12 protein-coding genes are annotated in these 13,652 nt (G+C 59.6%); 1 reads left to right on the top strand and 11 read right to left on the bottom strand.

Annotation, left to right across the window (positions count from 1 at the left end):
* Positions 1-21 precede the first annotated feature (21 nt).
* Positions 22-1,890 (top strand): 1-deoxy-D-xylulose-5-phosphate synthase, encoded by a 1,869-nt coding sequence (gene dxs / locus G5306_RS18505; protein ID WP_421205879.1) that lies wholly within the window; start codon positions 22-24, stop codon positions 1,888-1,890.
* Positions 1,891-2,099: 209 nt separating this feature from the next.
* On the opposite strand, the gene G5306_RS18500 is transcribed toward dxs, so the two are convergent.
* The 11 genes from G5306_RS18500 to ribD all read right to left on the bottom strand — a co-directional run bounded on the left by G5306_RS18500 (position 2,100) and on the right by ribD (position 13,646).
* Positions 2,100-3,041: an ABC transporter permease gene (locus tag G5306_RS18500; protein WP_019445927.1), complete on the bottom strand. Its 942-nt coding sequence runs from the start codon at positions 3,039-3,041 to the stop codon at positions 2,100-2,102.
* 4 nt (positions 3,042-3,045) lie between these two features.
* Complete coding sequence (locus G5306_RS18495) at positions 3,046-4,020, bottom strand: ABC transporter permease (protein ID WP_005349514.1); 975 nt, start codon at positions 4,018-4,020, stop codon at positions 3,046-3,048.
* 99 nt (positions 4,021-4,119) lie between these two features.
* Positions 4,120-5,676, bottom strand: coding sequence for an ABC transporter substrate-binding protein (locus G5306_RS18490; RefSeq protein WP_106842304.1), 1,557 nt, complete (start codon positions 5,674-5,676; stop codon positions 4,120-4,122).
* A 70-nt stretch (positions 5,677-5,746) separates the two neighbouring features.
* Complete coding sequence (locus G5306_RS18485) at positions 5,747-7,471, bottom strand: dipeptide ABC transporter ATP-binding protein (protein WP_203119592.1); 1,725 nt, start codon at positions 7,469-7,471, stop codon at positions 5,747-5,749.
* Positions 7,472-7,958: 487 nt separating this feature from the next.
* A complete protein-coding gene (locus G5306_RS18480; protein ID WP_368226847.1) occupies positions 7,959-8,453 on the bottom strand; it encodes a phosphatidylglycerophosphatase A in 495 nt (164 codons plus the stop codon).
* Positions 8,450-9,409 (bottom strand): thiamine-phosphate kinase, encoded by a 960-nt coding sequence (gene thiL, locus G5306_RS18475; protein WP_026034998.1) that lies wholly within the window; start codon positions 9,407-9,409, stop codon positions 8,450-8,452. The genes G5306_RS18480 and thiL overlap by 4 nt, the downstream gene beginning before the upstream one ends.
* Positions 9,410-9,466: 57 nt before the next feature.
* Positions 9,467-9,880, bottom strand: coding sequence for a transcription antitermination factor NusB (nusB, locus tag G5306_RS18470; RefSeq protein ID WP_005343514.1), 414 nt, complete (start codon positions 9,878-9,880; stop codon positions 9,467-9,469).
* 14 nt (positions 9,881-9,894) lie between these two features.
* Positions 9,895-10,365, bottom strand: coding sequence for a 6,7-dimethyl-8-ribityllumazine synthase (ribE, locus tag G5306_RS18465; protein WP_005338866.1), 471 nt, complete (start codon positions 10,363-10,365; stop codon positions 9,895-9,897).
* A 203-nt stretch (positions 10,366-10,568) separates the two neighbouring features.
* Complete coding sequence (gene ribBA / locus G5306_RS18460; protein ID WP_421313412.1) at positions 10,569-11,678, bottom strand: bifunctional 3,4-dihydroxy-2-butanone-4-phosphate synthase/GTP cyclohydrolase II; 1,110 nt, start codon at positions 11,676-11,678, stop codon at positions 10,569-10,571.
* Between the two features lie 149 nt (positions 11,679-11,827).
* Complete coding sequence (locus G5306_RS18455; RefSeq protein WP_005349507.1) at positions 11,828-12,481, bottom strand: riboflavin synthase; 654 nt, start codon at positions 12,479-12,481, stop codon at positions 11,828-11,830.
* A 55-nt stretch (positions 12,482-12,536) separates the two neighbouring features.
* Positions 12,537-13,646, bottom strand: a complete 1,110-nt coding sequence (gene ribD, locus G5306_RS18450; protein ID WP_005343507.1) for a bifunctional diaminohydroxyphosphoribosylaminopyrimidine deaminase/5-amino-6-(5-phosphoribosylamino)uracil reductase RibD — start codon at positions 13,644-13,646, stop codon at positions 12,537-12,539.
* Positions 13,647-13,652 lie beyond the last annotated feature (6 nt).

The following is a 13,652-nucleotide window of genomic DNA, read 5'->3' as shown; positions in this document are numbered from 1 at the left end:
ACGCTGGATAACAGTAACAATATGAGCGTTGATATTAGCAATTTCCCCAACCTGGCCCTCGCGGACACTCCGGTCGAGCTGCGTTCCTTGCCCAAAGATCGGCTGCCGGTGCTGTGCAACGAGCTGCGCGAATATCTGCTGCGCTCTGTCAGCCGCTCCAGCGGACACTTTGCCTCCGGTCTCGGCACGGTCGAACTGACCGTGGCCCTGCACTACGTCTACAACACCCCGTTCGATCGGCTGATCTGGGATGTGGGCCATCAGGCCTATCCCCACAAGATCCTGACCGGGCGCCGTGACCAGATCCACACCATCCGGCAGAAAGATGGCCTGCACCCCTTCCCCTGGCGCGGCGAGAGCGAGTACGACGTGCTCTCCGTCGGCCACTCCAGCACCTCCATTGGTGCGGCGCTCGGTATGGCGGTCGCCGCCGAGAGTGAAGGGCTGGGTCGCAAGGTGGTAGCGGTAATTGGTGATGGTGCCATTACCGCAGGGATGGCCTTTGAAGCGCTCAACCACGCCGGCGATGTCCATAAAGACATGCTGGTGATCCTCAACGACAACGAGATGTCCATCTCCGAGAATGTCGGGGCGCTCAACAACCATCTGGCCCGGGTCATGTCCGGCAAGCTCTACACCACCATCCGCGAAGGCGGCAAGAAGGTGCTGGCCGGTCTGCCGCCGGTCAAGGAGCTGGCCAAGCGGGCCGAAGAGCACCTCAAGGGGATGGTGGTGCCCGGCACCCTGTTCGAGGAGTTCGGCTTCAACTACATCGGCCCCATCGACGGTCACGATATAGAAGCGCTGGTCGAGACCCTGCGCAACATGCGCAATCTCAAGGGTCCGCAGTTGCTGCACGTCAAAACCAAGAAGGGCAAGGGTTACGAGCCGGCGGAGAAAGACCCCATCGGTTATCACGCTGTGCCCAAGTTCAATCCTGACGAGTGTTCCCTGCCGAAAGCGAGCGCCGCCAAACCCACCTTCTCCGCCATCTTTGGCCAATGGCTGTGCGACATGGCCGCCAAAGACGAGAAGCTGGTCGGCATCACCCCTGCCATGCGCGAAGGCTCCGGTCTGGTGAAATTCAGCCAGCAGTATCCGGATCGCTACTTCGATGTGGCCATTGCCGAGCAACATGCAGTCACGTTCGCTGCCGGTCTTGCCATCGCCGACAAGAAGCCAGTGGTGGCCATCTATTCGAGCTTTCTGCAGCGCGCCTACGATCAGGTGATCCACGACGTGGCGCTGCAAGATCTGCCGGTGCTATTCGCCATCGACCGGGCCGGTCTGGTGGGCGCCGACGGCCCGACCCATCAGGGAGCGTTCGACATCAGCTTCCTGCGCACCGTGCCCAACATGGTGGTGATGACGCCATCTGACGAGAACGAGTGCCGCCAGATGCTCTATACCGGCTATCTTCAGCAAGGCCCTGTCGCCGTGCGTTACCCCCGCGGCAGCAGTCTGAGCGATTCCCCCATCTCGTCAGAGATGCAGGCACTGGAGCTCGGCAAGGGACGTATCCTGCGAGAGGGCAAGGGTACCGCTATTCTGGCCTTTGGCACCCTGCTGCACCACGCGAAAACGGCCGCCGAAGCGCTGGATGCCACCCTGGTGGACATGCGCTTTGTCAAACCGATGGATGAGGCGCTGGTGCTGTCGCTGGCGGCCAGCCACGATCACTTCGTCACCATCGAAGACAACGCTATCATGGGCGGCGCCGGTTCGGCGGTGAACGAGCTGCTGATGCGCAATAAACAGTGCAAGCCGGTACTCAACCTCGGCTTGCCGGATCGCTTCGTGGAACAGGGTACCCAGCAGGAGATCTATGCCCTACTTGGTCTGGACGATGCAGGCATCCAGCGCAGTATCGAAAGCTGGCTGAAAGCCTGATAACGCTTAAAGCTATCAAGCAAAAGAAGGGCGCCTCACTGGCGCCCTTCTTGTTCTTCATAATCTAGAACCTGTTCAAGAACTGTTGCGAGAAGTCCGTCAACAAGGTAAAGAGCAGCGCAGGAACCGGAGTATATGTGAATACATGAGGATTCCGAGCAGCACATGAGCCTTGATCACGGCCTCGCAGTAAGTTCTTGCGCAGGTTATCAACCTTTGTAGATCTTGGGGTTAAACACATCCCGCAGCCAGTCACCCAGCAGATTGATGACCAGCACCAGCACCACCAGACAGATTCCCGGGAAGGCGGTGATCCACCAGGAACCGGAGAAGATGTAGTTGAAGCCGACGCTGATAAGCGAACCGAGCGAGGGCTGATCAACCGGCATTCCCAGACCGAGGAAGGAGAGTGCCGCCTCGCTCATGATGGCGTTGGCCACCTGCACGGTGGAGATCACCAGAATGGGCGACAAACAGTTGGGCAGAATGTGGCGGAACATGATGCGCGGGGCGCGGAATCCCATCACCTTGGCTGCTTCCACATACTCCTTCTTCTTCTCCGCCAGCACAGAGGCGCGCACGGTACGGGCATACTGCGGCCACTCGGCGATACCGATGATCACCACCAGCATCATGATGGCGAACTTCGAGTAGAACTCGGAGCCAAAGGTTGCCTGAAAGATGGCGGAGATGATGATCGCCACCATCATGGTGGAGAACGACAACTGCACATCGGCAAAGCGCATCAGCAGGTTGTCGATGCGGCCACCGAAGTAACCGGCAATCAGACCGATGACGATACCGAGCACCAGCTGCAGCGCCACCGCAAACAGACCGATAGTGAGGGAGATACGGGCGCCATAGAGGATGGTGCTCCAGATATCCCGCCCCTGGTTGTCGGTACCGAGCCAGAAGCGCTCCTCGCCGCCTTCGAGCCAGGAGGGGGGCAACTCGGCATCCATCAGATCAAAACTGGTCTGGTCATAGACGTTGTGCGGAGCGAGCCAGGGCGCCAGCAGCGCCGCCAGCACGAACACCACAAACACCGCAAAGCTGAACATGGCTACCTTGTCCCGCAGGAAGTAGTAGACGATGTCAGAGTTCTTGAATCGTGCCCAACGGCTTGGGCTTGCAGTTACAGCATTAGTCATGCGCTTACCCCTTGGCAGTCAGGTTAACGGTCGGGTTGATCAACCCGTAGAGCAGGTCGACCAGGGTATTGGTCACCACGAAGATCAATCCCACGAAGATGACGTAGGCGGTGATCAGCGGGGTATCGACCCTGTGGATCGCTTCAAGAAACAGGAAGCCGGTACCCGGCCACTGGAACACACTCTCGGTCAGAATGGTGTAGGCCACCATAGTGCCGATCTGCACCCCGCCGACGGTAATGACCGGCAGCATGGTGTTTTTGAGGGCGTGCTGATAGTAGACCTTGTTGTTATCCAGCCCTTTGGCGCGGGCGAATTTGACGTACTCGGAGGAGAGCTGCTCCAGCATCTCGGAGCGCACCAGCCGGATAAACAGCGGCAGCATGATGGAAGAGAGCGACACCGCCGGCAGGATCAGGTGCAGGATGCCATCCCAGGTGAAGAAGCCCGACTCCCAGCCCAGCAGGTTACGGGTCTCGCCGCGGCCATAGGCCGGCAGCCAGCCCAGCTGGATGGAGAAGAGATACATCAGCATGATGGCGGTCAGGAACACCGGGATCGAAATGCCGATACTGCTCCCCGCCATGATGATCTTGGTGGGAATGCTGCGCGGGCGGATCGCCGAATAGACACCGAGTGGAATGGAGACCACCACGATGATGAGCGCGGCGGCAAACACCAGCTCAAGGGTAGCCACCAGCTTGTCGAGGATCACCTCGAGAGCGGGTCGCTTGAAGAAATAGGAGGTGCCCAAATCCCCATGCACCGCATTTTTCAGAAAGCGGCTGTATTTGATGAGGAAGGGATCGTTAAGGCCCATCTTCTCGCGCAACTCGTGACGCTGGGCTTCGGAGACGGATTGTCCCACCAGCTCGCGCAACGGGTCACCCAGGTTATCCTGGATGGAGAAGGCGACCAGGCTGATGACGAACATCACTATCACGGCCTGATAGAACCGTTTCAGCAGGAATGTAAACATGCTTGTCCTTCTACGTGGCCTGTGTCGTGGCACAGGCTTCTGTTAGTGGGCGGAGTGGCCAGCTGACCACCCCGCCCCGTCCTTCCTTGCGACGTTCTCTTACTTGCTGACCACCAGGTCACCCAGGTAAGGGAAGTTCATCACGTTGACCACCGGCTTGATGTCGACGTTCTTCTTGGCGCCATAGGCCAGATCTTCCCAGTGCAACGGCACATAGGCAGCATCTTCGATCAGCATGGCTTCGACCTTCTTCAGCATCTCGGCACGCTTGGCCGGATCGGTCTCGGCATTGGCATCCATCACCATCTTGTCAGCTTCGGCGTTGGCATAACCGGCGCAGTTGTACTGGCCCATACCGGTCTTGGCATCCTTGGTGAAGGTCAGGAACTCGAAGAAGTTCGCGGTATCTTCAGTATCGGAGTGCCAGCCAATCAGCTGCATGTCAGCGGCGCACTTGTCAAACTCCGGCCAGTACTGGGCCACCGGCATGGTCTTCAGATCCACCTTGATGTTGATCTTGGCCAGCATGGCGGAAACAGCTTGGGCAATCTTGACGTCGTTGACGTAGCGGGCAGCCGGGGAGATGAAGGTCATCTTGAAGCCTTTCTCGTAACCGGCCTCTTTCATCAGCTCCTTGGCCTTGGCCAGATCATACTGGGGCACCAGCGCCTCGTTATGACCGGCATAGCCTTTCGGGCTCAGCTGACCAGCAGGGGTACCGAAGCCCTTGTTAATCTTCTCGACGATGCCCACCTGGTTGATGGCGTAGTTGATCGCCTGACGCACGCGCTTGTCTTTCAGCGCCGGGTTGGTGTTCTGGTTCAGCTCGATGATGATGGCACGGGTACCGGACAGGGTGACCAGCTGGGAGTCCTTGCCATTCTTCACACGCTCCAGATCGTTCGGCGCAACCGGATAGATCATGTCCACGTCGCCACCCAACAGGGCTGCAACACGGGTCGCATCTTCCTTGATCGGCACCACGGTCAGGTTCTCGACGTTACCCTTGGAAGCTTTATCCCAGTAGTTGGCGTTGCGGGCATAATCCAGCTTCACGCCCTGCTCGCGGAACTTGACGGTGAACGGGCCAGTACCGGAGACGTGGGTAGAGGCATAGGAGTCGCCGTTTTTGACGATCTCGGCCTTGTCTTTGCCCGCTTCGGTTTTGCCGGTGTAGAACTTGGAGTCCATCGGGAAGATGTAGGTGACGGTCTGCAGCACCAGCGGGAACGGCTTGGCGGTAATCAGATCGACGGTGTAGTCATCGACTTTCTTCACTTCGCTGATGGGATCGAAGATCGCCTTGAAGTCGACGGAGGATTTCAGGCGGTTGACGGTCCACACCACGTCGTCTGCGGTGAAGTCGTTACCGGAGTGGAACTTGACCCCTTTGCGCAGGTGGAAGCGGACGGTCTTGTCGTCAATACGCTCATACTTCTCGGCCAGACGGGGCTCGAACTGCAGGTCCTGGGTGTAACGCATCAGGGGATCGAATACCAGGTGCGACATCTCCAGGGTCTGACCGGAGAGCTGCTCCTGCGGATCCAGCGAAGTGGCGTCAGAGGCGACACCCACCTTGATATCAGCGGCTGAGACACTGAAGGCGAAACCGGCGGCAAACAGCGCCAGGGCAATCTTGGACAATCCTTTCTTCATCTTGTTCTCCATGCTTTTGGCTTTCTTATGACACTTTTTTTGACAAGCAGACCGGCGCACCGGCGCTCTCCTAGCTTGCGATTTCCAGCCCCTCGCGGGACATTCCCTTGAACTCCGGCATGAGGGAGATCAGCTTGCGGCTGTACTCATGCTCGGCATTGGTAAAGAGTTTCTCGGTCTCGGCCACCTCCACCAGATTACCGTGCTGCATCACCCCGATGCGGTCGCACATCTGGCGGATCACCGGCAGATCGTGGCTGATAAACAGCATGGTGAGCTTGAGCTCCTGCTGCAGATCCTTGAGCAGGTTGAGGATCTGGGCCTGCACCGACACATCCAGCGCCGAGGTCGGCTCGTCACAGATAAGGAAGCGCGGGCGAGTGGCCAATGCGCGGGCAATGGAGATACGCTGGCGCTGACCGCCGGAGAACTCGTGGGGATACTTGAGGCCAGCACCACGGCCAAGACCCACGTGATCCAGCAGATCGCCGACAATCCCCTCGATCTGGCTCTCGCTGCTCGCCAGCTGATGGAAGCGGATCGGCTCGGCAATGATGTCGCGCACCTTCATCCGCGGGTTCATCGACGAATAGGGGTTCTGGAACACCATCTGCATCTGGCGACGCAGCGGGCGACGTTCGCGCTCGCTCTTGAGAGCGGTCAGATCGATCCCCTCGAAGAAAATCTTGCCGGTATCAGGCGGATAGAGACCGGTGATGGCGCGGGCAATGGTCGATTTGCCGGAGCCGGACTCCCCCACCAGACCGAAGGTCTCCCCTTCGAAGATCTCGAAGCTGATGTTGTTGCAGGCGCGTACATACTGGCGGCGGCTCGGGAAGATGGAGTCCTTGGTGACGAACTTCAGATCGACGTTCTCCACCCGCAACAGCGCCCCTTCATAGGCTCGCTCGTCCTGACTCTGGCCGAGCCAGTGAGTCTTGAGGTCGATATTGGTATCCGGCGCACTGGCATCCTCGATATAGGAGACCAGCGGGAAGCGCACCAGCTTCACATCGGAACGGGGGACCGCCGAGATGAGGCTGCGGGTATAGGGGTGATTGGGGCTGCCCAACACCTGTTCGGTCAGGCCGAACTCCACCAGATCGCCGCGATACATCACCGCCACCTTGTCGGTAACGTTGGAGACCACGCCCATGTCGTGGGTCACCAGCATGCAGCCCACCTGACGCTCTTTGCAGAGGGCGCGGATAAGCTGGAGGATCTGATCCTGAATGGAGACATCCAGCGCCGTAGTCGGCTCATCGGCGATGATCAGCTCCGGATCGCAGGAGAGCGCGATGGCGATAACCACCCGCTGACGCATGCCACCGGAGAACTGGTGCGGATACTGTTTGATGCGCAGCTCCGGCTGCGGAATACCCACCGCCCCCATCAGCTCCAGCGCCTTGGCAAAAGCGGCCTCGCGAGAGAGATCGGTATTGGCCAGAATGGTCTCCACCAACTGATGCTCAACGGTGAACAGCGGGTTGAGGGAGGTCATGGGGTCCTGGAAGATGAACCCGATACGGGAGCCACGGATGGCCCGCATCTCGTTCTGGCTCTTGCCGGAGATGAGCTCGCCATTGAGATAGATATCGCCACGGGCGATGCGACCCGGCGGGCTCAGGAGGTCGATAACGGCGTTGCCGATGGTGGACTTGCCGGCGCCGGATTCACCGACCACCCCGACAATCTCACCCTTTTCGATAGAGAAAGAGAGATCCTTCACCGCGGCCAGCACCCCGTAGCGGGAGGGGTACTCGATCCGCAAGTTCTTTACTTCGAGCAAGGACATGTTTACCTCTGCGGGGGACATCCGTCCCAAATAATTCGTCCGTAAATCAGCCGCAGATGCCGGTTGTTACCTTGGGCAATATTTGCTCAATCCATGAGGCAGCGAAACCAGCGATCCGGGCGGGTTTTTTGCATTTTTTTGGAATAACCCGCGAGTAACTTAGACGGTTTGACCACGGGTGTAAATGATTGAGTTATACAATTCCGCAATGTTTTGTGCAGATAACCACCAATTCGGCAGAGATAAATGATGATTTTCATCACACAAATGGCCGGTGCGTCCGTACATCTATTGGTATCATTACTTTAATTTCAACAACAACGCAACAAGCAGCATTTATCACTATTTCCAAAACAATCACCAGCCCCGAATGAGTAGTGAATATTTATGTGAAATGGATGATAAACGGCAGCATATGCCGATGAATGAAAATTAAGCAGATATAAATCGGGGGATGCCAGAACGGTCATCCCCCGGAAGATGGCTCTCAACCGAGCCAGAATGCCAGTAATTGCATACAAAACAGAGCGAACAGGCCGGCGATCAGATCGTCCAGCATGATGCCCAGGCCACCGTGGATCCGGCGATCAAACCAGGAGATGGGCCAGGGCTTGAGCACATCAAACAACCGGAACAGCGCAAAGCCCGCCACCACCCACTCCCAACCGGCTGGCGCTGCGATCATGGTAACGCCAAAGCCGATCACCTCGTCCCAGACGATGGCGCCGTGATCCGGCACGCCGATGGCATCGGTGGCGCTCTGGCAGATACGGATCCCCACAACAAAACCCACCGCCAGCAAGGCGATAAACCAATAGGTCGGCAGCCCACTCACCAGCAGGTAGAGCGGAATGGCCGCCAGGGTGCCCATGGTGCCCGGCGCCTTGGGGCTGAGGCCGGAACCAAACCCCACCGCCAAAAAATGAAGCGGATTTTTCAGATCCAGTCGTGTCAGCTCGGGCTTTATCCTGAACAAACTCATGCGAAGTGATCCCACCCTTTCAGTTGCAGCTCGACCGCTTGGTCGCCACGCAGGTAGTCGATGCCCGGCTCGCCCGCCACGATGCGGCCGATGCGGCTGAACTTGACCCCGCTGTGGGCCAGCGCCGTATCGAGCGCGCCGCGGTGCTCCTCCGGTACGGTGAAGCAGAGCTCGTAGTCATCGCCACCGGCCAGCGCCAGTTGCCACGCCTCCTGCTCGCTCACCGCATCCTGCAACACCGGCGAGAGCGGCAGCAGATCGAGATCGATCTGGGCACGCACGCCGGAGGCCTTGAGGATATGGCCGAGATCTGATGCCAGACCGTCGGAGAGATCCAGCGCACTACCCGCCAGCCCGCGCAGCGCCTGACCGGCCAGAATGCGGGGATGGGGGTGGTCGAGCCGTGGCAGCACAGCTGCCAGCTGGTTCTCGTTGAGGGTGCGTTTGCCCAGCAGGTGGGAAAGCGCCAGCGCGGCATCTCCCAAAGTGCCGGTCACATAGATGCCGTCACCGGCTTTGGCGCCGCTGCGCATCAGGGCGCGACCGGCAGGCACCGACCCCTTCACCGAGATGGTGATGGAGAGCGGCCCGCGGGTCATGTCTCCGCCCACCAGCGCCACGTTGTAGTACTCGGCCAGCTCCAGAAACCCTTCGGCAAAACCGGCAACCCAACCTTCGTTGATGGCAGGCAGGGTCAGCGCCAGCGACACCCAGCGTGGCTCGGCACCCATGGCGGCGAGATCGGAGAGATTGACCGCCAGCGCCTTGTAGCCGAGATCCACCGGATCCATGTCGGGAAAGAAGTGTACGCCGCTCACCAGAGTGTCGGTGCTCACCGCCAGCTGGGTATCGGGGGGCAGGGTCAGCAGGGCACAGTCATCTCCAGGGCCCATCACCACGTCCTTGCGGGCGTGGGGAACCTTGAAGTACTTATCAATCAGCTCAAATTCACCCATACAGTAAAAAGCCAGCAATAAGCTGGCTCCTCTCTTAGATGCTGACGGACAGCAGGATCAACGCTTGTTCAGCGATTTGATCACCTTGTCCAGTACACCGTTGACAAACTTGTGGCTGTCATCGGCAGCAAAAGCTTTGGCCAGCTCGATCGCTTCGTTGATGACCACGCGCGGCGGTACATCATCACGACGGGTCAGCTCGTAGGTCGCCAGACGCAGGATCGCCTTGTCCACCATGTCCACTTCTTCCAGCGGACGGGAGAGGAAAGGTGCAAACACCTTGTCCAGCTCGCTGCAGTGGAGGGCTACCCCGAACAGCAGATCGCGGAAATAGTTCAGGTCTACACCCTTGGTGTCCTGATCGATCTTGAACTGCTCTTCGATGTCACCCACGTTAGCCTTGGTCATCTGCCACTGGTAGATGGCCTGGGTGGCGCAATGGCGGGCTTTACGGCGCTCAGACGGTTTCAATGTACTTCTCCTCGTTACACGTCCAGTTCTTTCAGGACGTTGATCATTTCGAGCGCTGCCAGTGCAGCCTCTGCACCCTTGTTACCCGCCTTGGTACCTGCACGCTCGATGGCTTGTTCAATGTTTTCAGTGGTCAACACACCGAAGGCAACGGGAATTTCATATTCCATCATTACCTGGGCCATGCCCTTGCTGTTCTCGTTTGCCACCAGGTCGAAGTGATAGGTGCCGCCACGGATGACAGTACCGACCGCCACGATGGCGTCGTATTGACCACTCTTGGCCAGCTTCTTGATGACCAATGGCATTTCAACCGCGCCCGGCACTTTTACCAGTGTCAGGTTGCTGTCCTGCACTTGACCTTGACGCTTCAGTACGTCCACCGCACCGTTCACCAGACTGTCGTTGATGAAGCTGTTGAAACGGGCAACAACAATAGCAACGCGCGCCTCAGGAGCGGCGATATTTCCTTCGATAACCTTCATTGGAAATCCTGTATCTGTGCAATCAAAAGGGCCGGAGTCAAAAGTGCGCACATTCTAGCACAACAGACCCACGACAAAAACCATGGCCGCAATAGACGGCCATGATCGCGATTTAACCAGTCCGGCGCACTTACTCGCCGGTAAATTCCACGACTTCCAGACCGAAGCCACCCGGAAGGGGATGGTTCTTCTCTGGTAGAGCTTTACTCGCCGACGTACTCAACCACTTCCAGACCGAAACCGCCGAGGGCATGGTACTTCTTCGGCGAGCTCAACAGGCGCATCTTGCTCACGCCGAGCGCCTTGAGGATCTGGGAACCGACACCCACCCGGCGCGAGGTGCCCTGCCATCTGGCCCCTTCCGGTGCCAGTCCCTTGTCAGCGGCTTCAAAGCCCTTGACCCGGGCCAGCAGCTCGGCGCCGTGTGCTTCCGCTCCCAAGATCACCAGCACGCCGCCTTCGTCAGCGATGCGGGCCATGGATTTAGGCAGCGGCCAGCTGCGTGCTGCATGGCGGTCGGTCAGCAGCAGATCGCTCAGCACATCGTGCAGGTGGACGCGCACCAGGGTCGGCTGATCAGCCTGCACCTCACCCTTTTTCAGGGCGAAGTGAACCTGATTGTCGATGGTGTCGCGGAAGGTGATGAGGTCAAACTCGCCAAACTCGGTGGGCAGCTTGCACTCGGCCACCTTCTCGACCGTGGTCTCGTGCTGGTTGCGGTACTCGATAAGGTCGGCGATGGTGCCAAGCTTGATGCCGTGCTCCTCGGCGAACAGCTCCAGATCCGGACGGCGCGCCATGGTGCCATCTTCGTTGAGGATCTCGACGATGACGGCGGCAGGCTCGAAACCGGCCAGACGGGCCAGATCGCAGCCCGCTTCGGTGTGGCCGGCACGGGTCAGCACGCCGCCATCCTGCGCCATCAGCGGGAAGATGTGGCCCGGCTGCACCAGATCGGCTGCCTTGGCATTGGGCGCCACTGCCGCCTGCACGGTCACCGCACGATCGGCGGCTGAGATACCAGTGGTCACCCCTTCCGCCGCCTCGATGGAGACGGTAAAAGCGGTGGAGAACTGGGCATTGTTGCGATCCACCATCAGCGGCAGCGCCAATTGCTTGCAGCGATCCCGGGTCAATGTCAGGCAGATGAGGCCACGGCCGTAGCGGGCCATGAAGTTGATATCCTCCGGACGGACGCAGGAGGCGGCCATGATGAGGTCCCCTTCGTTCTCCCTGTCTTCGTCATCCATCAGGATCACCATCTTGCCAGCCTTGATATCGGCAATGATTTCCTGGGTTGTGCTCAGCGCCATGGGCTACTCCATCAGTGTGCTTGGGGGTTGAGCCCGCAGGCTCAACGCAAATGCGTGTGTATGTTGCTCTAGATTGGGGCTAGCGGCTCCATTTCAATCAGAGCGGGATCACAGAAAATCGTTTTGGTGGCCAGACTCAGCGCACACCGTCAGAGAAAACCGGCCTTGGCCAGCGTCTCCATGGTCAGGGTCGAGGCGCTGCTCTCCTGACTTTTTCCCATCATCAGCCGCTCCAGATAACGGGCGATCTGATCGACCTCGAGGTTGACCTTGTGACCCGGCTTCCAGCTGGCAATAGTGGTCTCCTGCGCGGTGTGGGGCACGATCGTCAGGCGGAAAAGGTCCCCCTGCACCGCGTTGACGGTGAGGCTGATGCCATCCACCGCAATGGAGCCCTTCTCGGCGATATAGCGGGAGAGTTCCCCCGGCGCCTTGATCCAGTACTCGATGGCGCGGCCGCTGCTGGAGACGCTTTTCACCTCCCCTACCCCATCCACATGGCCGGAGACCAGATGGCCGCCGAGGCGGGAGGTGGGCATCAGCGCCTTCTCGAGGTTGACCCGATCGCCCACTCTGGCGGCGGCAAAACCGGTACGGGAGAGGGTTTCCAGCGACACGTCGGCGGTATAACTCTTGTCGCCCAGCGCCACCACGGTGAGGCAGACGCCGTTGGTGGCGATGGAGTCGCCCAGTTTGACGTCGCTAAAATCCAGACCTGGTGCGTGGACGGTGAGGGCCATGTCATCGCCCTGACGGCGCAGCTCGGCCAGGGTTCCCACCGCTTCGATAATTCCGGTAAACATGCAGATCACCTTGCTGATGACGGGGACTGATTATGCCCCCTTGAACATTGATAAATCAGGCTATTTTGGCGGTAATGCGAATATCCGGCCCCACCATGCGCACATCCTTGATGGCAAGCTTGGGGGCCTGGAACAGCCGGGTCAGACCCGGCAGATGGAACAGGCCGCGCCCTTCGTCACCCATCAGTTTGGGAGCCTGATAGAGCACCAGCTCATCCACCAGCCCTTTTTCCAGCAGAGCGCCGCAGAGCCGCGGGCCCGCCTCGACCAGCACCGAGTTGACGTTCTGTTTGGCCAGCAACATGAACAGGCTGACCAGATCCAGCTTGCCATCCAGCAGCGGCAGCTCCAACTGCTGCACCCACTCGGGCCACTCGCCGGACGCCTTGTGACGGGCCAGCAGCACCGGGCTCTCGCTCTGGAACAGCGGCAAGTCGGGTGTGAGGCGGTTTTGCGAATCGACGATGACCCGCAGCGGCTGGCGCAGGGTCTCTTTGGGGTAGCTCGCCTTGACCGAGGGGGGCAGCTCGTCCCAGCGCACGGTCAGGGAAGCGCCATCGGCCAGCACGGTTTCGGCGCTGGAGAGCACCGCATCGTGGCGGGCCCGCAGCCGCTGCACGTCACGGCGCGCATCCGGGGAGGTGATCCACTGACTCTCGCCGCTCGCCATGGCGGTGCGGCCATCGAGGCTGGCCCCCAGCTTGACGGTCACCCGCGGGAAGGCGGTACGCATCCGCTTGAAAAAGCCCGGGTTGAGCGCCTCGGCTTCGCTCGCCAGCAGGCCGAAATCTGTCTTGATCCCCGCTTCGGAGAGCATCCGCAGGCCACGTCCGCCCACCTGGGGATTGGGATCGACCATGGCCGCCACCACCCGGGCCACGCCGGCGTTGATCAGCGCCTCGGCGCAGGGGGGAGTACGACCGTGATGGGAGCAGGGTTCGAGGGTTACATAGGCGGTAGCGCCACGGGCGTTGTCACCGGCGGCGCGCAGGGCGTAAACCTCGGCATGGGGCTCGCCCGCCTTCTGATGCCACCCTTCGCCAACCACCACGCCATCTTTGACCAGCACGGCGCCGACGCAGGGGTTGGGGGCCGTGGTGTAGCGGCCGCGGCGGGCCAGTTCGAGGGCCCGACTCATCCATTGGTAATCATCTTGACTAAACATTCGGGC

The organism is Aeromonas sp. 603404, from assembly GCF_049171775.1.
Lineage (GTDB): Bacteria > Pseudomonadota > Gammaproteobacteria > Enterobacterales > Aeromonadaceae > Aeromonas > Aeromonas veronii_A.
This window is presented reverse-complemented; position numbering and strand designations above follow the sequence as displayed.